The organism is Sphingomonas aerolata, assembly GCF_023935825.1.
GTDB classification, from domain to species: Bacteria; Pseudomonadota; Alphaproteobacteria; order Sphingomonadales; family Sphingomonadaceae; genus Sphingomonas; species Sphingomonas aerolata.
Map to the genome: position 1 here is coordinate 3,804,560 of NZ_CP098762.1, position 21,870 is coordinate 3,826,429.

General features: G+C 67.9%; 24 protein-coding genes and 1 tRNA gene. 24 read left to right on the forward strand and 1 reads right to left on the reverse strand.

Translation table 11 applies throughout. The features are described 5' to 3' along the window. Positions 1-2 precede the first annotated feature (2 nt). The 6 genes from cobT (at position 3) to NEF64_RS17440 (ending at position 6,685) form a co-directional block, all read left to right on the forward strand. The gene (cobT, locus tag NEF64_RS17415; protein WP_031393923.1) at positions 3-1,826 is read left to right on the forward strand and encodes a cobaltochelatase subunit CobT; all 1,824 of its coding nucleotides are present in this window, start codon (positions 3-5) and stop codon (positions 1,824-1,826) included. Positions 1,827-1,848: 22 nt separating this feature from the next. Beyond that, entirely contained in the window at positions 1,849-2,091 is a 243-nt protein-coding gene (locus tag NEF64_RS17420) for a ribbon-helix-helix domain-containing protein (protein ID WP_056408960.1), read from the forward strand. Between the two features lie 74 nt (positions 2,092-2,165). Next, the gene (locus NEF64_RS17425; protein ID WP_056408957.1) at positions 2,166-4,673 is read left to right on the forward strand and encodes a TonB-dependent receptor; all 2,508 of its coding nucleotides are present in this window, start codon (positions 2,166-2,168) and stop codon (positions 4,671-4,673) included. An 8-nt stretch (positions 4,674-4,681) separates the two neighbouring features. Continuing rightward, entirely contained in the window at positions 4,682-5,428 is a 747-nt protein-coding gene (locus tag NEF64_RS17430; protein WP_056408955.1) for a tetratricopeptide repeat protein, read from the forward strand. Next, entirely contained in the window at positions 5,422-6,105 is a 684-nt protein-coding gene (locus NEF64_RS17435) for a Fe2+-dependent dioxygenase (protein ID WP_056408953.1), read from the forward strand. The genes NEF64_RS17430 and NEF64_RS17435 overlap by 7 nt, the downstream gene beginning before the upstream one ends. After that, positions 6,098-6,685 carry a DUF922 domain-containing protein gene (locus NEF64_RS17440; protein WP_056408951.1) on the forward strand — a complete coding sequence of 196 codons (588 nt, stop codon included), beginning with the start codon at positions 6,098-6,100 and terminating at the stop codon, positions 6,683-6,685. The genes NEF64_RS17435 and NEF64_RS17440 overlap by 8 nt, the downstream gene beginning before the upstream one ends. Before the next feature lie 4 nt (positions 6,686-6,689). Here NEF64_RS17440 and NEF64_RS17445 read toward each other — a convergent pair whose 3' ends face one another. Continuing rightward, complete coding sequence (locus NEF64_RS17445; RefSeq protein WP_081877806.1) at positions 6,690-7,214, reverse strand: J domain-containing protein; 525 nt, start codon at positions 7,212-7,214, stop codon at positions 6,690-6,692. Between the two features lie 122 nt (positions 7,215-7,336). Here NEF64_RS17445 and NEF64_RS17450 point away from each other — a divergent pair, with 122 nt between their 5' ends. The 18 genes from NEF64_RS17450 (at position 7,337) to NEF64_RS17535 (ending at position 21,852) form a co-directional block, all read left to right on the forward strand. Next, a complete protein-coding gene (locus tag NEF64_RS17450; RefSeq protein WP_031396501.1) occupies positions 7,337-7,624 on the forward strand; it encodes a BolA family protein in 288 nt (95 codons plus the stop codon). Next, on the forward strand, positions 7,624-8,331 hold the full coding sequence (locus NEF64_RS17455) for a glutathione S-transferase (protein WP_031396500.1): 708 nt from the start codon (positions 7,624-7,626) through the stop codon (positions 8,329-8,331). Before NEF64_RS17450 ends, NEF64_RS17455 begins: the two co-directional genes overlap by 1 nt. Next, positions 8,328-8,774: an NUDIX hydrolase gene (locus tag NEF64_RS17460; RefSeq protein ID WP_056408949.1), complete on the forward strand. Its 447-nt coding sequence runs from the start codon at positions 8,328-8,330 to the stop codon at positions 8,772-8,774. Before NEF64_RS17455 ends, NEF64_RS17460 begins: the two co-directional genes overlap by 4 nt. Then, positions 8,764-9,663: a pirin family protein gene (locus tag NEF64_RS17465; RefSeq protein ID WP_037530851.1), complete on the forward strand. Its 900-nt coding sequence runs from the start codon at positions 8,764-8,766 to the stop codon at positions 9,661-9,663. Before NEF64_RS17460 ends, NEF64_RS17465 begins: the two co-directional genes overlap by 11 nt. A gap of 147 nt (positions 9,664-9,810) precedes the next feature. After that, positions 9,811-10,686: an alpha/beta fold hydrolase gene (locus NEF64_RS17470; RefSeq protein ID WP_056408948.1), complete on the forward strand. Its 876-nt coding sequence runs from the start codon at positions 9,811-9,813 to the stop codon at positions 10,684-10,686. Positions 10,687-10,838: 152 nt separating this feature from the next. Further along, a complete protein-coding gene (locus tag NEF64_RS17475) occupies positions 10,839-11,318 on the forward strand; it encodes an RcnB family protein (protein WP_037530847.1) in 480 nt (159 codons plus the stop codon). Between the two features lie 98 nt (positions 11,319-11,416). After that, complete coding sequence (hisG, locus tag NEF64_RS17480; RefSeq protein ID WP_037530845.1) at positions 11,417-12,082, forward strand: ATP phosphoribosyltransferase; 666 nt, start codon at positions 11,417-11,419, stop codon at positions 12,080-12,082. Further along, entirely contained in the window at positions 12,079-13,374 is a 1,296-nt protein-coding gene (hisD, locus tag NEF64_RS17485) for a histidinol dehydrogenase (RefSeq protein ID WP_056408946.1), read from the forward strand. Before hisG ends, hisD begins: the two co-directional genes overlap by 4 nt. Before the next feature lie 215 nt (positions 13,375-13,589). Continuing rightward, positions 13,590-14,045: a transcription antitermination factor NusB gene (nusB, locus tag NEF64_RS17490; protein ID WP_056408944.1), complete on the forward strand. Its 456-nt coding sequence runs from the start codon at positions 13,590-13,592 to the stop codon at positions 14,043-14,045. Positions 14,046-14,153: 108 nt separating this feature from the next. After that, a complete protein-coding gene (gene thiL / locus NEF64_RS17495; protein ID WP_056408942.1) occupies positions 14,154-15,047 on the forward strand; it encodes a thiamine-phosphate kinase in 894 nt (297 codons plus the stop codon). Positions 15,048-15,138: 91 nt separating this feature from the next. Further along, positions 15,139-17,295 carry a sodium-translocating pyrophosphatase gene (locus NEF64_RS17500; protein ID WP_031394171.1) on the forward strand — a complete coding sequence of 719 codons (2,157 nt, stop codon included), beginning with the start codon at positions 15,139-15,141 and terminating at the stop codon, positions 17,293-17,295. A gap of 176 nt (positions 17,296-17,471) precedes the next feature. Next, the gene (locus tag NEF64_RS17505) at positions 17,472-18,944 is read left to right on the forward strand and encodes a DNA methyltransferase (RefSeq protein ID WP_107045078.1); all 1,473 of its coding nucleotides are present in this window, start codon (positions 17,472-17,474) and stop codon (positions 18,942-18,944) included. A 156-nt stretch (positions 18,945-19,100) separates the two neighbouring features. Continuing rightward, the gene (gene infA / locus NEF64_RS17510; RefSeq protein WP_031441079.1) at positions 19,101-19,319 is read left to right on the forward strand and encodes a translation initiation factor IF-1; all 219 of its coding nucleotides are present in this window, start codon (positions 19,101-19,103) and stop codon (positions 19,317-19,319) included. Positions 19,320-19,364: 45 nt separating this feature from the next. After that, positions 19,365-19,934 (forward strand): Maf family protein, encoded by a 570-nt coding sequence (locus NEF64_RS17515; protein ID WP_056408940.1) that lies wholly within the window; start codon positions 19,365-19,367, stop codon positions 19,932-19,934. Then, entirely contained in the window at positions 19,927-20,883 is a 957-nt protein-coding gene (locus NEF64_RS17520) for a ribonuclease (RefSeq protein WP_056408938.1), read from the forward strand. The genes NEF64_RS17515 and NEF64_RS17520 overlap by 8 nt, the downstream gene beginning before the upstream one ends. Next, a complete protein-coding gene (locus NEF64_RS17525; RefSeq protein WP_081877796.1) occupies positions 20,883-21,056 on the forward strand; it encodes a DNA gyrase inhibitor YacG in 174 nt (57 codons plus the stop codon). The genes NEF64_RS17520 and NEF64_RS17525 overlap by 1 nt, the downstream gene beginning before the upstream one ends. A gap of 53 nt (positions 21,057-21,109) precedes the next feature. Beyond that, positions 21,110-21,185: transfer RNA gene (locus tag NEF64_RS17530), tRNA-Phe, on the forward strand. Between the two features lie 334 nt (positions 21,186-21,519). Then, positions 21,520-21,852, forward strand: a complete 333-nt coding sequence (locus NEF64_RS17535) for a hypothetical protein (protein WP_056408936.1) — start codon at positions 21,520-21,522, stop codon at positions 21,850-21,852. The last annotated feature ends 18 nt before the right edge of the window (positions 21,853-21,870 follow it).

Genomic DNA, 21,870 nt, shown 5'->3' on the forward strand with positions numbered 1-21,870 from the left:
CCTTGGCGAACGAAACGCCCCTCGACCGGTTCAAGGCGGTTCTCGCCGGCACCGCGCGCGCGATCGCGGAGGAGCCCGAGGTCGAGCTCGCCTTCACCGCGGACGCGCCGGCGCAGTCGGGCAAGCACATCAAGGTGCCGATGCCCGCGCGCGCGCTGCCCCCCGAACAGGTCGCGGAAGCGCGCGGGTTCGCTGACGGCTTCGCGCTTCAGCTGAAGCATCACGACATTGCGCTGCATAACCGTGCCGCGCCGGTCGAGGCGGTCGCGCGTGCGGTGTTCGACGCGGTCGAGACCGCGCGCGTCGAGGCGCTGGGGTCGCGCGGCTATGCCGGGATCAGCGACAACCTCGCCATGGCGCTCGACGTCCGGCTGCGCGCCGACCCGATCACGCGCGCGCGCAACCGCGACGAGGTGCCGTTGTCGACCGCGCTCGGGCTGATGGTGCGCGAGCGGCTCACCGGGCAGGAATCGCCCGCGGTTGCTGCACCCGGTCTCGCGCTGGTGCGTGAGTGGATCGAGCAGAAGACCGATCTCGACGCGCTGGCCTATGCGATCGACGACCAGAAGACGTTCCAGGGCCTGGCGCGCAAGATGCTCGCCGAGCTCGAGCTCGTCCAGGCGGACCAGGTCCCCGAGGAGAGCGAAGAGGGCGGCTCCGAGGATGAGGGCACCGACGAGCAGCAGCAGGACGAGGGCGACGAAGGCGACGACCAGGGCGAGGACGGCCAGGGCGAAGTCGAGGCGCGCGGCGAACAGTCCGAGCAGCAGAACGAGGAAAGCGACGGCCAAGAGCAGAGCGACGAGTCGATGGACGACATCGACGGCGAGCCCGGCGATGACGGCGAGGAGGGCATGCAGCCCGTCCGTCCCAACCGGCCGATGGCGGACATGGGCACCGCGTTCGACTACAAGCCGTGGACGACGCAGTTCGACGAGGTGATCGCCGCGACCGAGCTGTGCGATGCCGAGGAACTGGCACGACTGCGCGGCTATCTCGACCAGCAGCTCGTCCATCTGCAATCCGCGGTCTCGAAACTCGCCAACCGCCTGCAACGCCGGCTGATGGCGCAGCAGTCGCGGTCCTGGGATTTCGATCAGGAGGAAGGTATCCTCGACGCGGCGCGCCTCGCCCGCGTGATCGTCAACCCCACGCTGTCGCTCAGCTACAAGGCCGAGCGCGAGACCGATTTCCGCGACACCGTCGTCACTTTGCTGATCGACAATTCGGGGTCGATGCGCGGACGCCCGATCTCGATCGCGGCGATCAGCGCGGACATCCTCGCGCGCACGCTCGAACGCTGCGGCGTGAAGACCGAGATCCTCGGCTTCACCACGCGCGCCTGGAAGGGCGGCCAGTCGCGCGAGACCTGGCTCGCGGCGGGTCGCCCGCCCCAGCCCGGCCGTCTCAACGACATCCGCCACATCGTCTACAAGCGTGCCGACGAACCGTGGCGGCGCGCCCGCAACTCGCTCGGGCTGATGATGCGCGAGGGGTTGCTGAAGGAGAATATCGACGGCGAGGCGCTGATGTGGGCGCATGCCCGGCTCGTCGCACGGCCCGAGGAACGCCGCATCCTGATGGTGATCAGCGACGGCGCGCCGGTCGATGATTCGACGCTCAGCGTGAATTCGGGATCCTATCTCGAACGCCATCTGCGTCAGGTGATCGGCTGGATCGAGACCAGGTCGCCGGTCGAGCTCGTCGCGATCGGCATCGGCCACGACGTGACGCGCTATTATGCACGCGCGGTCACGATCATGGACGTCGAACAGCTCGGCGGGACGATCATCGAACAGCTCGCATCGCTCTTCGACACCGAGTGACGGCCATTCGGCCACCGCGCGCGTGATCGCCCCCCCGCGCGGCGGGTTTGCAGGCCCCGTGAAGCGGTCGATCACGATAGCCGGTCACCAGACGTCGATCAGCCTCGAACCGATCTTCTGGCAGGCGCTGGAGCGCGAGGCGGTCCGGCTCGGCCTGCCGCTGTCCGCGCTGGTAGCCGAGATCGACGCGCTGCGCATCGTCGCGGACGCACCCCCGAACCTCGCCAGCGCCTTGCGGAGCTGGTTGTTCGACGAGTCGACTTGAGAACCAGTCGCATTAGCATTGACAGTGCGAACGACTCTCAATAGCGATACTCCAAGAGCAAAAGGGGTTTCACTATGTCGACTGTTTCGCCGCGGGGCGTCGCGCCGCGTCCTGCCACGATGCCCGCCTTCCTGGCCCTGTCCTGCATCGGTGCCTTCACGACCGCGCCGGCGCTCGCCGCCGATGCCGACCGGACGACGGCGACGCCCAAGGCCACCCCGATGGATACGGCCGACGTGCAGCACCGTGACGAGATCCTGGTCAACGGCCACCGCGAACGCGATGCCGGCCCGAAACAGGTCGCGCCGCTGGTCGATACCCCGCGCTCGATCATCGTCCTGCCCAAGGAGGTGATCGAACAGACCGGATCGAACAGCCTTGCGGATGCGCTGCGCACCGTGCCCGGCATCACCTTCGGCGCCGCGGAGGGCGGCAATCCGATCGGCGACCGCCCCTTCATCCGCGGGTTCGACAGCCAGGGCAGCATCTTCGTCGACGGTGTCCGCGACCTCGCCTCGCAGACGCGTGAGGTGTTCGCGGTCGAATCGGTCCAGATCGTCCGCGGGTCCGATTCGACGCTCGGCGGCCGCGGCTCGGCGGGCGGCACGATCAACATCCTGTCGCGCCTGCCCGTGCTCGACACGTTCGGATCGCTCAGCGGCAGCTATGGCGAGGCGGACTATAAGCGGGTCACCGGCGACCTGAACCTCAAGATCTCCGACACCGCGGCGTTCCGGGTCCAGGGCATGTGGCACGACCAGGATGTCGCGGGTCGCGATGCGATCTGGCAGAAGCGCTGGGGCGTGGCGCCCTCCGTCGCGATCGGGCTCGGCACGCCGACCCGGCTGACCGCGAGCTTCTATCACATGGAAAGCAGCGAACTGCCCGACAGCGGCATCCCCTATCTCTACACGATCAACAATCACCCCGGCACCGGCAGCGTCACGACACGGCCCGCGCTCGGTACCGTGACGACCGCGGGCGGGCAGACCGGCTTTGTCTCCCGGAAAAACTTCTACGGGCTGGCCGCGCGCGACTTCCGCGACGCCGACACCAACCAGGCGACGATCCGCGTCGAGCATGATTTCGGCGGCATCACGCTGCGCAACACCGCACGCTACACGCACAGCACGCAAAGCTTCATCTTCACCCTCCCCGACGACAGCCAGGGCAATGTCTATGGCACCACCGCGACCAATACGGGCGCTAACGTGACCAATGGCGGCTATGTCTGGACGCGCGGCAACACGCGCTACGGCTATAGCGAGAGCATCGTCGACCAGACCGACCTGTACGGCAAATTCAATACCGGCGGTATCGAGCACAGCTTCTCGCTCGGCACCGAGCTTTCGTGGGAAAAGACGCGGCGCGGCACGTTCGTGTCGGCCAACGGCTCGACGATCTCGCCACGCTGCAACACGGCGACGATCGCGCGCTCCTATTGCGTCAGCCTGTTCAATCCGGATCCCTATGCGCCCTGGGTCAATTACGCGAGCGACACGTCGACGACGCAGACCCCGATCGCACGGGGCGCGCTGTCCACGGAAACGCAGAACGACGCGAATACCAAGGCGGTCTACGCGTTCGATTCGATCACGCTGATCCCGGCGCTGATCCTCAACCTCGGCGCGCGCTACGACCGGTTCGAATCGACGATCACGCTGCCGGGCGCAACGCAGACGAAGCTCACGCGCGTCGACAACCTCTTCAACTGGCAGGCAGGGCTCGTCTTCAAGCCGACCCCCGAGACCAGCCTCTATGCGAGCTACGCGACCGCCGCGACGCCGCCCAACAGCCTGCTCGGCGAAGGCCGCGAGGATAACGCGATCACCGCCGCAGTGCTCGGGCTGTTGAAGCCGCAAAAGACCAAGTCGTACGAGGTCGGCGCCAAGGCCAGCCTGTTCGGCGAGAAGCTCCAGCTCGGCGCGGCGGTGTTCCAGACGGAGATTTCCAACGCGCGCGTGCTCGACGACACGAACACCGCATCGTTCATCGGCGAGACACGGATCCGCGGGTTCGAGTTCAACGTCAGCGGGACGATCCTGCCCGGCTGGACGGTGTTCGGCGGGTTCACGCATCTCGACCCGAAGATCATCGACGGCGGCTTCACGACGCTGACCGCCCCCGCGATCACGACGACCGCGAACGGGGTGACGACCGTCGTCCAGCCTGCGCGGACCACCGGCGTCGTGTCGGTCAACACCGGCAAGCAGGTGCCGCAGACTGCGAAGAACAGCTTCACCGCGACGACCAGTGTCGACGTGACGAAGCGGCTGCAGATCGGCGGCACCGCGCTGTACATGGACGAACAGATCGGCGGCTATGCGGACAATCGCAGCGCGCGACAGACTGCGGCGGGCGTCGTCACCGTAACCCCCGCGACCAAGGTCCTCACCCGCAGCACGCCCGGTTACTGGCGGTTCGATGCACGGGCCAGCTACAAGCTGACCGACATGATCGACCTCAGCGTCAACGCGCAGAACCTGACCAACAAGACCTATTTCTCGCAGACCTATGCCAGCCACTATGCCACGCTCGCTGCGGGCCGTACGGTGTTCGGCACGGTCAACCTGCGGTTCTGAGGGCCAGAGTGACGGCGCTAGACACACTTTCGCCCGACGCCATCGCCGCGCGCCTCTCCGGTAGTCCGGAAGAGCGCGCGGCGTTCGTGCGCGAGGCGGCAGACGCCGGCGTGGCGGAGGCACAGGCGGTCTACGGGCAGATGCTGCTCGACGGGACCGGCGTCGCGGCCGATCCGGCTGCTGCCCTGGCCTGGTTCATCAGGGCGGCGGCGCAGCATCACGTGATGGCGCTCAACATGGTCGGGCGCTGCTACGATCTCGGCTGGGGCACGCCGGTCGACAAGGCGCGCGCGGCCGAATGCTACCGGGTCGCGGCTGCGCGCGGGCTCGACTGGGCGATGTACAATTACGCGACGCTGCTGGCGCTGGGCGACGGCGTGCCCGAGGACAGGCCGGCCGCGCTCGCCCTGCTGGAGAAGGTTGCCGCGATGAACACAGGGCTTGCAAGCGCGAAGGCGATCAACTTCGTCGGCAGCTTCGCCGAGGATGGCTGGGCCTGCCCCCGCGACCTCGCGCGTGCCGCGGCCTGCTATGCGAGTGCGGCAGAGGGCGGCGATTTCCGCGGCTGTTTCAACCATGCGCGGATGCTCGGTGCGGCGGGCGAGATCGACGCCGCGCTCGGCTGGCTCGAACAGGCCGGCGCGCGGGGCAACGCCGCGTTCGTGACGAAGGCGCAGGCGTTTCTCGCGGCCAGCGACATCGCGGCGTTCCGCACGCGCGGCGTCGCGGCGTTGCGGGAGGGCGCACAGTGCTGATCGCGATTCCGGACGTGCTCGATTCCGCCGGCGTCGCGCGGGTCCGTACGCTGATCGACGCGGCCGAGTGGGTCGACGGCAACGCGACCTCGGGCACGCAAAGCGCGCTCGCCAAGCGCAACGAGCAATTGCCCGAGGAGTCCGCCGCGGCGAGGGACGCCGGCGGCATGATCCTCGACGCGCTGGGGCAGTCGGCGCTGTTCATCGCCGCCGCGCTGCCGCTGAAGGTCTTCCCGCCGCTGTTCAACCGCTATGCCGGCGGGCAGGATTTCGGGCTGCACGTCGACACCGCGATCCGTATCCGCCGCGGCAGCGATTTCCGGATCCGCAGCGACCTGTCGGCAACGCTCTTTCTCGAAGACCCCGCCGACTATGACGGCGGCGAACTGGTGATCGAGGATCAGTTCGGCCCGCAATCGGTCAAGCTGCCCGCCGGGCACATGGTGGTCTATCCCGCCTCCAGCCTGCACCGGGTGACGCCGGTGACGCGCGGCGTGCGGACCGCCTCGTTCTTCTGGCTGCAGTCGATGGTCCGCGACGACGGCGCGCGCCGCATCCTGTTCGATCTCGATCAGGGCGTACAGGCGGTCGCCGCGGCGCAAGGGATGGCCGACCCGGCGACGATCCGACTGACCGGCGTCTATCACAATCTGCTCCGTCGCTGGGCCGATGCGTGACCACGCCCTGCCGATCCGGCCCCTCGTCGCGCTGCTCGCGATCGCGGGGCTCACCAGCCAGTCGAGCGCGCAGGCTAACGCCGCGTTTGCCGGAATACCGGACGTGACGATCGACTATTACCCGGTCGATGGCGGCGATGCGATGGCGGTCCGCCGGGCGATCGACGCCGCCCGACCGACCGATGCGCATGACGGCCGCCGGGTCGATGCGCTGAGCAGCTGGGACCTGCGCTGGTCCTGGCCGCGAACCAGACACGGCGGCTGCGATCTTGCGGCGACGACGATCCGATACAAGGCAACGGTGCGCATGCCGCAACTCGCCGCGACCGCCCGGCTGACCGCCGCGGAGCGCGCGGATTGGGACCGCTACGTCGCGGCGCTCGCCCGGCACGAGGCGGGGCATGTCCGCTACACCTACCGCCACCGCGGCGATATCCTGGCCGCGATCCGGCGGGCAACCTGCCGGACCGCGGACGCTGCCGCACGGGCAGCACTGGCCGGGCTCGACGCCTATCATGTCGCCTATGACCGCGAGACGGCGCATGGCACCAAGGAGGGGGCAAGCTTCCCCGCCTCCTGACCCGTCAGGCGAACGCCGCGGCACCCTTCAGATGCTGATAGGCGGCGATGACCTTCTGCAGCTCCGATTCATGCGCCCGGTCCCCGCCGTTGCGATCGGGATGATAGCGCCGCACCAGTTCGCTATAGCGTTTGCGCAACGCGGTGCGGTCGGTGTCCGTCCCCAGCCCCAGCACGCGCAGCGACCGCCGCTCGCCATCGGACAGCACGCGACCATCCTTGCGCGCAGCCGCCATCCGCTCGCCGAACCGCGCGCCGATCGCGTCGATTGGGTCAGCAAAGTCTGCCCATTTGGGCGGCGTGTCGCCGCCGCCATGCGCAAAGGCCCGCGTCTCGCGTTCCCATCCCGCCATCGGCCGCTGCGCATGGTGGATCTCGTCCGCGGTCATCCCGTCGAAATAATTATAGCCTGCGTTGAACGCGCGGACATGCTCGAGGCAGAACCAGCGGAACTGCGGCGGCCCGCCATCGCTCGGCCCCTCGAGCGGCGGCGCGCGGAATTCGCCGGGTTCGGCACAGCCCGGCCACATGCACACACGCCCGCTGCCCTCCACGCGCCCGTGGAAACGGGGGCTGGGCCGGTCCTTGCGCTCTTTTCTCGCGTCTTGCGTCACCGGCTCCCCGTCTATCCAAAACGGGCTATATAGGTCGGATGACAGACCTCGCCACCGGCTCCGTACAGGACCAGATCACCGCGCGCCTCACCGCCGCGCTCGCCCCGACCCATCTGACCGTCGTCAACGAGAGCGCGCTGCATGCCGGACATATGGGGGACGACGGCACCGGCGAGACGCATTTTCGTGTCGAGGTGGAAGCACCGGCGTTCCAAGGGCTTAACCGCGTCGCCCGGCAGCGCCTCGTGAACCACGCGCTCGCCGAACTGCTCAGCACACAGATCCACGCGCTCGCGATAAAGGCGCGTGCGCCCGGAGAGGCATGATGGCCTATACGCTCTGGTACTGGCCCGGCCTTCAGGGCCGCGGCGAATTCGTCCGGCTTGCGCTCGAAGGCGGCGAGATTCCCTATACGGATGCGGCGCACGATCGCGGTGCCGAGGCGCTGATGGCCGATCTGAACGACCGCACCGGCCGCACGCCCTTCGCGCCGCCCTATCTCGAACTCAATGGTCTGGTGATCGCACAGGTCGCCAACATCCTGATGTATCTGGGCGAACGCCACGACCTCGCGCCGTCGAACATGGCCGATCGGCTGTGGCTCAACCAGCTCCAGCTGACGTTCGCCGATCTCGTCGCGGAGGTGCACAACGTCCACCACCCGGTCGCGATGATGGACTATTACGCCGACCAGAAGCCCGAGGCCGCGCGCGCCGCGAAGCAGTTCCGCGAGGAGCGGCTCCCCAAATTCCTCGGTCACTTCGACGATGCGGCACAGGCCAATCCGGGCGAATGGCTGATCGACCACCGCTGGACCTATGCCGACACCTCGCTGTTCCAGATCGTCGAGGGGCTGCGCTACATGTTCCCGCAGCGGATGCGCACGCTCGAACCCGATTATCCCAACCTGACCCGCATCCGCGACCAGGTCGCCGAGATCCCCGCGATCAGGGCCTATCTGAACAGCGACCGGCGGATCGCGTTCAACACCGACGGCATCTTCCGCCACTATCCCGAACTCGACGCCGCGTGAGAACCCCGCGCCCCGCCGCGCGCATCCTGCTCGTCGACGCGCAGGACCGCGTGCTGATGTTCCGCTTCACCCCCGACGATCGCCCGCCGCTCTGGTGCACGCCGGGCGGTGCGGTCGATCCGGGAGAAAGCTACGCCGCCGCCGCCCGTCGCGAGCTTTGGGAAGAGGTCGGGCTCGACATGGATTGCGGCCCCGAGGTCGCGCGCCGCGTCGTCGACTTCCGCACCTTCGAGGGCGTCGAGGTGACCGCCGACGAACGCTATTTCCGCGTCGACGTCGATACGTGCGACGTGGCGGCGGGCGGGCTCACCGATCAGGAGCGCAAGCTGCTCGTCGGTCACCGCTGGTTTTCCCGAAACGACATCGCGGGGCATGACGAAGTCCTCTATCCAGCGGACCTCGTCGAACTCCTCGACGCCACGGAGACACGCCATGCTGGATGATTTCGTCCTCCAGACCATCCTGCCCTCGACGCATGATCTGGGCGGCTTCAAGGTCCACCGCACCTTGCCGAACAAGGACCGGACGATGGTCGGCCCGTTCCTGTTCTTCGACCAGATGGGCCCCGCGCATCTCGAGGTCGGTACGGGCATCGACGTGCGCCCGCATCCGCACATTAACCTGTCGACCGTCACCTATCTGTTCGACGGCGCGATCGACCACCGCGACTCGCTCGGCACGAAGGCACGGATCGAGCCCGGCGCGGTCAATCTGATGACCGCGGGTCACGGCATCGTCCATTCCGAACGCTCGCCCGGTGACGAGCGCGCCGGCGGGCCGAACCTGTCGGGTATCCAGACCTGGCTGGCGCTGCCCGAGGCGGTCGAGGAGATCGATCCCGCGTTCGAACACGTCACCAAGGCGCAGCTGCCGGTGATCGAGGCGCATGGCGCGCGCTCGCGGATCATCATGGGGAGTCTCTGGGGCCAGAGCGCGCCGACCACGACCTATTCGGGCACGATCTACGCCGACATCGCGCTCGACCCGGGTGCGAGCGTGCCGATCGACGCGGCGGCGGAGGAGCGCGCGGTCTATCTCGCCATGGGCGAGGCGACGCTGGAGGGCGTGCCGCTCGAGCCGCAGGTGCTCTACGTCCTGCGCCCCGGCATCGCGGCGACGCTGCGATCGGCGAGCGGCGGGCGGGCGATGCTGTGCGGCGGCGATGCGTTCACGACGCCGCGCCACGTCTGGTGGAACTTCGTCAGCTCGAACCGCGACCGGATCGAACAGGCGAAACGCGACTGGAATGCGGGCAATTTCCCGCAGGTCCCGGGCGATGAGAAGGAACGGATCGAGATACCCGCGATACCCAAGACGGTCAGCTACCCCTGACCCTCAGGTAAATCCTCCCCCGCCAGGGGGAGGATCGCAAAATGGATCCGGCCCTTGTCCCGCCCTGCGCGGTACCGCACACTCCCCCTATCGGTGCAGACCATATCGACCCCCGGCCAGATCCGGGGCACCACGCGGGAGAGAGACATGACCGAGCTGCAGAGCCTCCGACTTTCCACCGGCGTCGACCTCGACGTCGCGATCAGCGGCGATCCGGCGCATCCGCCCGTCATCCTCCTCCACGGCTTTCCCGAATCGCACCGCACCTGGCGCCACATCGCCCCCGACCTCGCGCGCGACCATTATGTCATCGCCCCCGACCAGCGCGGCTATGCGCGCTCGTCGAAGCCCGAGGGCGTCGCCAATTACACCCCCGACAAGATCGTCGCCGACCTGCTCGCGCTCGCCGATCAGCTCAAGATCGACCGCTTCACGCTGGTCGGGCATGACTGGGGCGGCGCGGTCGCCTGGATGGCCGCGCTCCAGCATCCCGACCGGATCGAACGGCTGGTGATCGTCAACGCGCCCCACCCGCTCGTCTTCCAGCGGACGATCTTCGACGACCCCGAACAGCGCAAGGCGAGCCAGTATATCCGCCGGTTCCGCGACACGAGTATCGACCAGGGCCTCACCGGCACGGGCCTCGAGAAATTCCTCGGCTCGACCTTCGCGCATCACGTGACGCAGGCGATCGCGGGCAAGGACAAGGCCGCCTATCTCGACGAATGGTCGCAGCCCGGCGCGATGACCGCGATGCTCAACTGGTACCGCGCCAGCGCGATCGTCGTCCCCGCGATGGACGAGACCCCGCCCCGCCCCGCCTTTCTCGACGCGCCCTTCCCGCCGATGAAGATGCCGGTGCTGGTGATCTGGGGCATGCGCGACACCGCGCTGCTGCCAAGCCAGCTCGACCTCGCCGACTATGTCCCCGAGCTGACGATCGAGAAGGTCGATGCGGGCCATTTCGTCCCCTGGGAAAAACCCGACGCGGTGATCGCCGCGATGCGCCGCTGGGGGATCTGACCGCCCACTCCTCGTCATCCTGACGAAAGTGGTGGAAGGCGTAGATGCCACCTGTCTGAATCCTGACCACCGCATTCTGAAACCGTTCAGCGGCCGGGGAGCAAATCTCCTGTCATGCCGTTTGATACGGCGACGAAGACAGGAGAGCAGTCATGCGTAAGTTGATCCTCGCGGCCGTAGCCGCCGCCACCTTGGTTCCCACGTTCGCCACCGCGCAGAGCTATGGCGAAGTCCGCCGCAGCGACCGTGAAGTGCGTCAGAGCCAGCGCGAACTTCAGCAGGCGCGCCGTTTCGGCGACCGCGGCGACGTCCGCGATGCCCGCCGCGAGTTGCGCGAAGACCGTCAGGAGCGCCGCGAGGACTGGCGCGACTATCGCCGCAGCCACGCCAACGTCTATCGTCGTCCGGCCTATGTCGGCCCGCGCGGCTATCGTTATCGCCCGATCAACGTCGGCCACCGGTTCGCGCCGCAATATTATGGCCGCAACTACTGGATCAACGACTACCAGACCTATCGCCTGCCCCGCCCAGGCTTCGGCTATCAGCGCTGGGTCCGCTATGGCCGCGACGTCGTCCTGGTCGACACGCGCAACGGTCGCGTCGCACAGGTCAACAACGGCTTCTTCTACTAAGGCGCCACGACGGCCCGGGAGCGATCCCGGGCCGTATTGTTGTGGCGATCGGGGCGATCCGGTTGCACCCTCCCCAGCCCGATCGTAAAGCCCGGCGCGTGCCAGACTCCCAGATCATCATCGCCGTCCCGAAGGGACGTATCCTAGCCGAGGCTTTGCCGCTGCTCGCCCGCGCCGGCATCCATCCCGAAGCGGCGTTTTCGGACGAGGACAGCCGCGCGCTCCGCTTCGCGACCAACGACCCCGACATCTCGCTGATCCGCGTCCGCGCGTTCGATGTCGCGACCTTCGTCGCGCACGGCGCGGCGCAGCTCGGCATCGTCGGCTCGGACGTGATCGCCGAATTCGGCTATTCCGAACTCTATGCCCCGGTCGATCTCGGCATCGGCCATTGTCGCCTGTCGGTCGCCGAGCCGACCGCAATGGCGGCCAAGGACGATCCGCGCGGGTGGAGCCATGTCCGCGTCGCGACCAAATATCCGCACGTCACCGCCGCGCATTTCGCCGCCCGCGGCGTCCAGGCCGAATGCGTGAAGCTGAACGGCGCGATGGAGCTCGCCCCGACGCTCGGCCTCGCGCCGCGCATCGTCGACCTCGTCTCGTCGGGCCGCACGCTCAAGGAAAACGGCCTGGTCGAGGTCGAGCGGATCATGGACGTCACCAGCCGCCTGGTCGTCAACCGCGCCGCGATGAAGACGCGCGCACGCGTGGTGCCGCTGGTCGAGGCGTTCCGCCGTGCCGTCGAGCAGGAGCAGGCCGCATGATCCGCCTTTCCACCACCGACGCCGACTTCGCCGACCGCTTCACGGCGCTCGTCGAGGACCGCCGCGAATCGGACGCCGGCGTCACGCAGGACGTCGCCGCGATCATCGCGTCCGTCCGCCGCGACGGCGAGACCGCGCTGCGCGACCTGACGCAGAAGCACGACCGCCACGACCTCGAGACGACCGGCTGGCAGATCGACGCCGCCGACTGCAAGGCCGCGTTCGACGCGCTCGAGCCCGAGCTGCGCACCGCGCTCGAACTCGCCGCGACGCGGATCCGCGCCTATCACGAGAAACAGCGCCCGACCGACAGCGACTCGGTCGACTCGGCGGGTGTCCGGCTCGGCGCACGCTGGCTGCCGGTCGACGCTGCGGGCATCTACGTCCCCGGGGGCCGCGCCGCCTATCCCTCGTCGCTGCTGATGAACGCGATCCCCGCCAAGGTGGCAGGCGTCGGTCGTCTCGCGATGGTCACGCCGACCCCCGACGGCCAGATCAACCCGCTCGTCCTCGCCGCCGCGCATCTCGCGGGCGTCGACGAGGTCTGGCGTGTCGGTGGTGCGCAGGCCGTCGCCGCGCTCGCTTACGGCGCCGGCCGGATCGCGCCCGTCGACGTCATCACCGGCCCCGGCAACGCGTGGGTCGCCGAGGCCAAGCGCCAGGTTTACGGCGTCGTCGGCATCGACATGGTCGCAGGGCCCTCCGAAATCGTCGTCGTCGCGGATGCGCTCAACGACCCCGAATGGACCGCCGCCGACCTGCTCAGCCAGGCCGAGCACGACACCACGACGCAGTCGATCCTGTTCACCGACGACGCGGCGTTCGCCGACAAGGTCGCCGACGCGGTCGACCGCCAGCTCAGCGCGCTCGCCACCGAGGCGGTCGCGCGCGTCGCCTGGGATGCGAACGGCGCGATCATCGTCGTCGACACGCTGGCGGACGCGATCCCGCTGGTCGACCGGCTCGCCGCCGAGCACCTCCAGCTCGCCATCCCCGACCCGCAGGGCTTTTTCGACCACGTCCGCCACGCAGGCTCGGTGTTCCTCGGCCGCTACACCCCCGAGGCGATCGGCGATTACGTCGCCGGCCCGAACCACGTCCTGCCCACCGGCCGCCGCGCGCGATTCGCATCCGGCTTGTCGGTGCTCGACTTCATGAAGCGCACCAGCTTCCTCGCGCTCGACGAAGCCGCCTTGCGTGAACTCGGCCCCGCGACCGTCGCACTCGCCAACGCCGAGGGTTTGCCGGCCCACGCAAAATCGGTGGCGTTGCGGCTTCGCCTCAACCACTGATTTTTGTTCGCGCGGAGGCGCGGAGGCGCGGAGATGTTGTACGCGGCGCAGCCGCCCCGATCCTCACCAGCGGGTTATTGGAGGGCCGCTGCGCGGTAAGGTCGACACCTCCGCGCCTCCGCGCCTCCGCGCGAACCAATCTTCTTCACTCCCCCCACGCGTAAGAAACGCGAAGGGCTGACACGCAAGCCCCCCGCGCGTACAGGCAACCGCTTATGTCCAGAACCGCTCCCCGCACCAAGGCACGCGCCGCCGCGCGACTCGCCGCCGTCCAGGCGACCTACCAGCATGAGATGGAGGGTACCGCGATGCCCGTCCTGCTCAATGAATTCCATCAGCACCGGCTCGGCGCGACGATCGAAGACGTCGAATATGCCGAGGCGGACGTCGATTTCTTCGACGACCTCGTGACTGGCGCGAATGCCCGCAGCGGCGAGATCGACCTGCTGATCGAGGGCAAGCTCGCCAAGGGCTGGACGCTCGCCCGCCTCGACAAGCCGATGAAGGCGATCATCCGCGTCGGCACCTACGAGCTGCTGGCGCGCAGGGACGTGCCGGTCGCCGCGGTGATCAGCGAATATGTCGACGTCGCGCACGCCTTTTACGACAAGCGCGAATCGGGCTTCGTCAACGGCCTGCTCGACGGCATCGCGAAAGAGGTCCGGGCGTAATCTATCGTCATCCTGGGCTTGACCCAGGACCCAGAGTAACAGGACGGAGCGTTCGTTACTCTGGGTCCTGACTTTCGTCAGGATGACGCTGCTGTATTGGCGGAGGACATGACCGAAGCCGAGTTCATCGCCGCGCTGCGCCGCCTCCCGCTCCACCCCGCGGCGCGCGGCCTGAACGACGACACCGCGCTGCTCGATGCGGGGCCCCTCGTCGTCACCACCGACACGCTGGTCGAGGGCCTGCATTTCCTCCCCACCGACCCCGCGCAGGATGTCGCGTGGAAGCTCGTCGCGACCAACCTCTCCGATCTCGCCGCCAAGGGCGCGGTCCCCGAGGGCATCCTGCTCAATTACCCCCTCGGCGACGACGCATGGGACCGCGCGTTCCTCGAAGGCCTCGCCGACATCCTTACGGCCCATGACACGCGGCTGATCGGCGGCGACACGGTCACCCTCCCCCGAGGTGCGCCCCGCATCCTCACCGTCACCGCCTTCGGCAGCGACGCCGCCGCCCCCACCCGCGCCGGCGCGAAGGCGGGCGATGCGCTCTACGTCACCGGCACGATCGGCGACGCGGGCGCTGGCCTCGCCATCGCGCGCGGCAAGGATGGCCCCCCCGAACTGCTCGCCGCATACCGGCGCCCGCAGCCCCGCCTCGCCGACGGCCGCATCCTCGCGCCACACGTCCATGCGATGATGGACGTGTCCGACGGCCTCCTGATCGACGCCGGGCGAATGGCGCGTGCGAGCGGGCTCGCGGTGGCGATCGACCTCGCCAGCATTCCGCTGTCGCCCGCCTATCGCGCCTTTTCGGGCGATCGGATCGCGGCGGCGACCGCAGGCGACGATTATCAACTGCTGTTCGCCGCACCGAAAGACTTCGTGACCCACGCCACCCGGATCGGCAGTTTCGCGCCCGGCGCCGGACTGGCGCTCCACAACTCGGGCGAGCCGGTCGCGCTGCCCGCCAGCCTTGGCTACGAACACCGCCCCTCCGCATAACTTGCGCAATGTTCCCGCACTGATAGGCTCGACCAATCGGGACTCGGCAAAGCCGAGACCGGGGAGGAACTGAAAAAAGGGATAGTGCCGTATGACGACCGTCTATCTGGCCATGATCTGCGGCGTCATCGCCGTCCTATATGGCTTCGTCACCAGTCGGCAGGTGCTCGCCGCATCCCCCGGCAACGCGAAGATGCAGGACATCGCCGCCGCCATCCAGGAGGGCGCAAAGGCCTATCTCGGCCGCCAGTACACGACCATCGCGATCGTCGGCGTCATCGTCGCCGTCATCCTGCTCGCCACGCTCGGTGTCATCTCGACGATCGGCTTCGTCATCGGCGCGGTGCTGTCGGGCGTTGCGGGCTATGTCGGCATGAACATCTCGGTCCGCGCGAACGTCCGCACCGCAGAGGCCGCACGCACCTCGCTCCAGGCCGGGCTGACCATGGCGTTCCGCTCTGGCGCGGTCACCGGCATGCTCGTCGCAGGGCTCGGGCTGCTCGCGATCAGCGCCTTCTTCTGGTACCTGACCGGTCCCGCGGGTCACGCGCCCAACGACCGGATCATCGTCGAGGCACTGACCGCGCTCGCCTTCGGGGCCTCGCTGATCTCGATCTTCGCGCGGCTCGGCGGCGGCATCTTCACCAAGGCAGCCGACGTCGGCGCGGATCTGGTCGGCAAGGTCGAAGCGGGCATTCCCGAGGACGACCCCCGCAACCCCGCGGTCATCGCCGATAATGTCGGCGACAATGTCGGCGATTGCGCCGGCATGGCCGCCGACCTGTTCGAGACGTACGTCGTCACCCTGGGCGTCACGATGATCTCGATCGCGCTGCTGATCCAGGCGAGCGGCGCCGAGCTGATGCGTCTGATGACGCTCCCGCTGCTGGTCGGCGGCGTGTGCATCGTCACCTCGATCATCGGCACCTACATGGTCCGGCTCGGCGGCGGCAGCATCATGGGCGCGCTCTACAAGGGCTTCTTCACCTCGACGATCCTGTCGATTCCCGCCATCTACCTCGCCACGCAGTACGTGCTCGGCGACCTCCACCGCGTGATCGGCGGCGCGGGCTATCTCGATCCCGCGACCGACGACCTGACCACCCGGGCCGCGCCCTCGCTGACGCAGAGCTTCACCGGCATGGACCTGTTCTGGTCGATGATGATCGGGCTGGTCGTCACCGGGCTGATCGTGTGGATCACCGAATATTATACCGGCACCAACCACCGCCCGGTCCAGTCGATCGCCAAGGCATCCGAGACCGGCCACGGCACCAACGTCATCCAGGGCCTTGCGATCAGCCTCGAATCGACCGCGCTGCCCACCCTTGTCATCGTCGTCGCGGTGATCGTCGCCTACCAGCTCGCCGGGATCATCGGCATCGCCTTTGCCGCCACCGCGATGCTCGCCCAGGCGGGCATGGTCGTCGCGCTCGACGCGTACGGCCCGGTCACCGACAATGCCGGCGGGATCGCCGAGATGGCGGGCCTGCCCGACGACGTCCGACAAAAGACCGATGCGCTCGACGCGGTCGGCAACACCACCAAGGCGGTGACCAAGGGCTATGCGATCGGCTCGGCCGGGCTCGCCGCGCTCGTCCTGTTCGGCGCCTATACCACTGACCTCGCAACCTATTTCCCGCAGGTCACGGTCGATTTCAGCCTCAGCAATCCGTATGTCATCGTCGGGCTGCTGCTCGGCGCGCTGCTCCCCTATCTGTTCGGCGCGTTCGGGATGACCGCGGTCGGTCGCGCGGCGGGCGCGGTCGTCGAGGAGGTCCGCGCGCAGTTCCGCGACAATCCCGGCATCATGCTCGGCACCAGCCGCCCCAATTATGCGCGCACCGTCGATCTCGTGACGAAGGCGGCGATCCGCGAGATGATCGTGCCCTCGCTGCTGCCGGTGCTGTCGCCGATCGCGGTCTATTTCATCATCACCGCGGTCGCCGGCCAGGCCTCGGGCTTCGCCGCGCTCGGCGCGATGCTGCTCGGCGTGATCGTCTCGGGGCTGTTCGTCGCGATCTCGATGACGAGCGGCGGCGGCGCCTGGGACAATGCCAAGAAATATATCGAGGACGGCAATCACGGCGGCAAGGGATCCGAGGCGCACAAGGCCGCGGTGACCGGCGACACCGTCGGCGATCCCTACAAGGACACCGCGGGCCCCGCGGTGAACCCGATGATCAAGATCACCAACATCGTCGCGCTGCTGCTGCTCGCCGCGCTGGCCGGCGGCGGGGTGGGCTGACTCGACGATCCTCCCCCGCAAGGGGGAGGTGGCAGGCGCAGCCTGACGGAGGGGGCGGCAGGCGTTGCCCCCTCCGTAACATTCCCCCGCCGATACCGCCGTAACGGACCCGATAGACCGTCCCGCGGATGCATCTGGCTTGGACGGACCGGCTTGCGCCCCCGCATCCTGCCCCGATGCGCAACCGCCCCGAAAACCACCTCTTCTATGGCGACAATCTCGCCGTCCTCCGCAAGGAGATCGCCGACGAGAGCGTCGACCTGATCTATCTCGACCCGCCGTTCAATTCGAACGCGACCTACGGCATCCTGTTCAAGGAACCCGACGGCCGCGCCTCGAACGCGCAGATCGAGGCGTTCGAGGACAGCTGGCACTGGAATGACAGCGCCGAGGAGGCCTTCGACCAGGTCGCGCGCAGCGGCAACACCAAGGCGTTCGACCTGCTCAACGCGATGCGCGGGTTTCTCGGCGACAACGACATGATGGCGTATCTGGCGATGATGGCGGTCCGGCTGCTCGAACTGCACCGCGTCCTGAAACCGACCGGCAGCCTCTATCTCCACTGCGACCCGACCGCGAGCCACTATCTGAAACTTCTCGACGCGACGTTCGGCAAACGGCAGTTTCAGAACGAGATCATCTGGAGCTATCGGCGCTGGCCGACGGTCTCCCACCGCTTTCAACGGATGCACGACTGCCTGCTGTTCTACAGTAAGACCGAAACGGGCAATCTGTTCAACGTTCTGACGATGCCCCCGTCGGCGAGTTCGATCAAACGTTGGCGCGGGGCGATGCAGAAAGTGACCTTCGCTCCCGACGGAACCCGCAATCCCACGCAGGAAAGCGGCACGTCGCCAGGCGTCGCGATGAACGACGTATGGGACATTCCTATCATCGCCCCGGTGTCGCGGGAGCGTCTCGGCTATCCGACCCAGAAGCCGGTGGCCCTGCTCGAACGCATCATCGGCGCGTCGTCGAACGAAGGCGACGTGGTGCTCGATCCGTTCTGTGGCTGCGGCACGGCGGTCCATGCCGCGCAGAAAATGGGCCGGCAATGGATCGGGATCGACATCACGCATCTCGCCATTTCGCTGATCGAAAAACGCATGAAGGACGCGTTTCCCCGCGTCACCTTCACGATCGAAGGCACCCCCAAGGACCTCGCCTCCGCACGCGATCTGGCGCTGCGCGACAAATACCAGTTTCAGTGGTGGGCGGTGTCGCTGGTCGATGCGCTCCCTTTTGGCGGCCGCAAGAAGGGCGCGGATGGCGGGATCGACGGGCTCATCTATTTCAACGATCACGATGTCGCTGCGGGGAAGATGGTCACGCACCGTGCGATCGTCTCGGTCAAGGGTGGGCTCAATCCCGATGTGACGATGGTCGAGACGCTCGCCGCGACGATCGCGCGCGAAAAGGCGCCGATCGGCGTGCTGATCATGAACGCCAGGCCCACGCGCGAGATGGAGCGCCGCGCCGCTGCGGTCGGCATCTATCGCGCGGGCGTCGACGAGACGTTCCCGCGACTTCAGATCCTGACGCTCGCCGACCTGTTCCAGGGCAAGCGGCCGCGGATCCCCAATGTCGACCGCGCCGCCTTCCGCCGCGCCGCGCGCGAAGCCACGGGCACACAGCCCGGGCTGCTGTGACGCGCCCTTGTTTCGGACGCGGCGAGCACCGACATCCAGGTCTGACGGGCGCGTATGGGCATAAGGGCCATGCGCGCCTTTCGGGCGTGCTTTCCTTTTTCGCGAACCTGCGGTAAGGGCGCTCGTCCCGAAATTCCCCCAATTCAGAGATTATATTTGGCCAAGGAAGAACTGCTCGAGATGCGCGGCCGCGTGGTGGAACTCCTCCCCAACGCGATGTTCCGGGTACAGCTCGAAAACGACCACGAGATTCTCGGTCACACCGCCGGCAAGATGCGCAAGAACCGCATCCGCGTGCTGGTCGGCGACGAGGTGCTGTGTGAGCTCACCCCGTATGATCTGACCAAGGGTCGCATCACCTACCGCTTCAAATAAGCGCTGGCCGCGGGTCGTCCGCGGTCGTGCAGCAAGATCGAGGCAATTGTGCTCGTCCTAGCCTCCTCCTCGCCCCGCCGCCGCGACCTGCTGGCGCGGCTCGGCGTCGTGCCGTCGCGCGTGGCGTCCCCCGATATCGACGAAAGCCCGCACCGGGCCGAAGTGCCGCGCGCTTATGCGCTGCGTCTCGCGGTCGAGAAGGCATGCGCGGTCGATCGCGTCGCGGGTGAGATCGTCATCGCCGGCGATACCACCATCGCGCTCGGCCGCCGCATCCTGCCGCCCGCCGATACGGCTGACATCCAGCGCGACCTGCTCGGCAAATTGTCCGGGCGACGTCATCGCTGCCTGTCCGCGGTTTGCGTGATCGACGCCGCCGGCACCGTCCGCACCCGCCTCGCCGACACGATCGTCGCGTTCAAGCCGCTGTCGAGCGACGAGATTGACGACTACATCGCGTGCGGCGAAGGGCTGGGCAAGGCGGGCGGCTATGCGATCCAGGGCCGCGCGGAGGCGTTCGTGCGCTTTCTCTCGGGCAGCCATTCGGGGGTTGTGGGGCTCCCGCTCTTCGAAACCCGCGCGCTGCTGAAGACCGCCGGCCTCGCGCTTGCCTGAACCCGGTCCCGTCTGGCTCTACGAAGCCGGCATCGGCGAAGACCGCGCCGCGCTGGTCGAGAATGACCAGATCGTCGAGGCACTGATCGAGCGCGACGACGTGGCGCTGCGCGTCGGCCATGTCGCACGCGCACGTCTCGTCGAGGCGCTGGGCGGCGGGCGCGGCCGCGTTGTGCTCGACGGCGGCGAGGCGCTGGTCAGCCATCTGCCGCCCGGCATCACGCAGGGCGCCAGCCTGACCGTCGAGATCGTCCGCGAGGCCCTGCCCGAGGCCGGCCGCGCCAAGCTCGCCAAGGCGAACGCCACCGATCGTCCGCCCTGCGCCGCGCCGACGCTGTACGACCGTCTCGTCGCAACCGGCCTGCCGATCCACGCCCCGCGCGCGCACGAGCCCGACGCGCTGGAGGCCGCGGGCTGGTCCGAACTGCTCGACGAGGCGATGAGCGGCGAGATCGTCTTCCCGCTCGGTGCGCTTCGGCTGTCCCCGACGCCTGCGATGACGCTGTTCGATGTCGACGGCGCCCCCCCGCTCGACCCGCTGGCGGTCGCCGCCGCGCACGCCATCGCGCGCGCGATCCGCCGCCACGGGATCGGCGGCTCGATCGGCGTCGACTTCCCCACCATCGCCGGCAAGGCGCAGCGCAACGCCGTCGCCGCCGCGATCGACGCGACGCTGCCGCCCCCGTTCGAGCGCACCGCGGTCAACGGCTTCGGCTTCCTGCAGATCATCCGCCCGCGCGCCCGCGCCTCGATCCCCGAGATCCTCCGCGCCGATCCCGTCGGCGCCGCCGCCCGCGCCGCGTTGCGCACGCTCGAGCGCACCCCGCCGACCGCCCCGCGGCGCCATGCGCTGCCCGCCGCGGTCCATGCCCGCCTCATGGCGCACCCCGACTGGCTGGCGACGCTCGCCCGTCGTACGGGCGTCGTCCACGATCTGGAGAGCCGCTGATGCCCGCCGTGAAATGCCCGATCTGCGGCCAGCCCGCGGTCCCCGACTACGCCCCCTTTTGCTCGAGCCGGCACCGCGACCGCGACCTGTTGCAATGGCTCGGCGAAGGCTATCGCATCCCCGGCCGCGCAATATCGCAAACGGGGCTAGACAGCGGTGAAGAGCCCGACTAAACGCGCCCTTCCGATCGCACGATCGGCCCTTCATCCGATCCCGATCGGACGATGCCCGGATAGCTCAGTTGGTAGAGCATGCGACTGAAAATCGCAGTGTCGGCGGTTCGACCCCGTCTCCGGGCACCATTTTTCCTCTGATATTGCAACGCCGAACCGTATGTTGCGGCAGGCGCCCACGCGCGTTCAGCCGCCGCATCATGCCGTTCATGGTCCAGCCTCGCCCGGGCGGCCATTCAGCCCATAGGCTTGTCAATCATGCTCCAGATCGCATGGCGCTCCGGCATTTGTGAGCCGTTTTGACTTCACTCGGACAAATACTTGCAAAGCCCGACATCCGGGCTAGTGTGAGCGCTATCGCAGATGCTAAATTGCACATCTCCTTCTGAAGTCGGAGACATGCAATTCGGTCGCCCATGCCTCACGCACGATGAGGCAATGCGACCCATGAGGGGAGGCAAGGATGGGCTCGACGACGTCTGCTGCTTCCACCGTTGCGGCCCGAAACCCGACGCTCGCCCGCCGTGGCCCTGCAATCGCGCACGTGATCAGCGTTGCCGCGCTGACCTGCGCGCTGCCCGCCTTCGCGCAAGACATTGCCATTCAGAGCAACACGCTACCCCTGCCCGCAATAGACGGGGCGGGTAACGACATAGTCGTCAGCCTCTGCGCACGCACGGCGGTGATGCCCGGCTCGATCGAAAACGACGCCCCGACACACCGTCTGGTGGCCAGCCCGCCTCACCACCGCGATCGTATCCACCGTTTCGTTCGCTCCGGGCTCCAGCCCGTCTGACCTGCCAGAGGATCCATC

Coding starts and splice junctions, on each gene's coding strand:
- NEF64_RS17425 (WP_056408957.1), top strand. CDS start 2,166: ATGTCGACTGTTTCGCCGCGGGGCGTCGCGCCGCGTCCTGCCACGATG.
- NEF64_RS17440 (WP_056408951.1), top strand. CDS start 6,098: ATGCGTGACCACGCCCTGCCGATCCGGCCCCTCGTCGCGCTGCTCGCG.
- NEF64_RS17445 (WP_081877806.1), bottom strand. CDS start 7,214: ATGTGGCCGGGCTGTGCCGAACCCGGCGAATTCCGCGCGCCGCCGCTC.
- NEF64_RS17450 (WP_031396501.1), top strand. CDS start 7,337: ATGACAGACCTCGCCACCGGCTCCGTACAGGACCAGATCACCGCGCGC.
- NEF64_RS17455 (WP_031396500.1), top strand. CDS start 7,624: ATGGCCTATACGCTCTGGTACTGGCCCGGCCTTCAGGGCCGCGGCGAA.
- NEF64_RS17465 (WP_037530851.1), top strand. CDS start 8,764: ATGCTGGATGATTTCGTCCTCCAGACCATCCTGCCCTCGACGCATGAT.
- NEF64_RS17470 (WP_056408948.1), top strand. CDS start 9,811: ATGACCGAGCTGCAGAGCCTCCGACTTTCCACCGGCGTCGACCTCGAC.
- NEF64_RS17475 (WP_037530847.1), top strand. CDS start 10,839: ATGCGTAAGTTGATCCTCGCGGCCGTAGCCGCCGCCACCTTGGTTCCC.
- hisD (WP_056408946.1), top strand. CDS start 12,079: ATGATCCGCCTTTCCACCACCGACGCCGACTTCGCCGACCGCTTCACG.
- nusB (WP_056408944.1), top strand. CDS start 13,590: ATGTCCAGAACCGCTCCCCGCACCAAGGCACGCGCCGCCGCGCGACTC.
- thiL (WP_056408942.1), top strand. CDS start 14,154: ATGACCGAAGCCGAGTTCATCGCCGCGCTGCGCCGCCTCCCGCTCCAC.
- NEF64_RS17500 (WP_031394171.1), top strand. CDS start 15,139: ATGACGACCGTCTATCTGGCCATGATCTGCGGCGTCATCGCCGTCCTA.
- NEF64_RS17505 (WP_107045078.1), top strand. CDS start 17,472: ATGCGCAACCGCCCCGAAAACCACCTCTTCTATGGCGACAATCTCGCC.
- NEF64_RS17525 (WP_081877796.1), top strand. CDS start 20,883: ATGCCCGCCGTGAAATGCCCGATCTGCGGCCAGCCCGCGGTCCCCGAC.
- NEF64_RS17535 (WP_056408936.1), top strand. CDS start 21,520: ATGGGCTCGACGACGTCTGCTGCTTCCACCGTTGCGGCCCGAAACCCG.